Origin of the sequence: Pseudomonas sp. 43(2021) (assembly GCF_017490805.1) — a bacterium.
Lineage (GTDB): Bacteria > Pseudomonadota > Gammaproteobacteria > Pseudomonadales > Pseudomonadaceae > Aquipseudomonas.
Window position 1 is genome coordinate 1 of record NZ_JAFGYJ010000584.1, and the last position, 431, is coordinate 431.

A 431-nucleotide genomic window follows, 5' to 3' on the forward strand; every position below is an offset into this window, starting at 1 on the left:
CTTTAATGTACTGCTCGGCGGTTTCGGCAATACGGCAGATGCAGGCCCTGCCGGTGCGCAGGAAGCTCGCCCGGTGAAATCCGGTTCGGCTGATGACGCAACCTTCCTGCTGACCAACGCCGACACCGTGATCATCGTCCCGGGCTACGGTCTGGCAGTGGCCCGTGCACAACACGCACTGAAGGAACTGACCGAGAAGCTGACCCATCGCGGCGTGACCGTGAAGTATGCGATTCACCCGGTGGCCGGTCGCATGCCTGGGCACATGAACGTCCTGCTCGCCGAGGCCGAAGTGCCTTACGACCAGGTGTTCGAGATGGAAGACATCAACTCCGAGTTCGGTCAGGCCGACGTGGTGCTGGTGCTCGGCGCAAACGACGTGGTCAACCCGGCCGCGAAGAACGATCCGAAGTCACCGATTGCCGGTATGC

1 protein-coding gene is annotated in these 431 nt (G+C 61.9%); it reads left to right on the top strand.

The genetic code is table 11. The features are described 5' to 3' along the window. On the top strand, positions 1 to 431 hold a 431-nt coding region (locus J5M71_RS28815; protein WP_207839092.1), incomplete at both ends, for an NAD(P)(+) transhydrogenase (Re/Si-specific) subunit beta.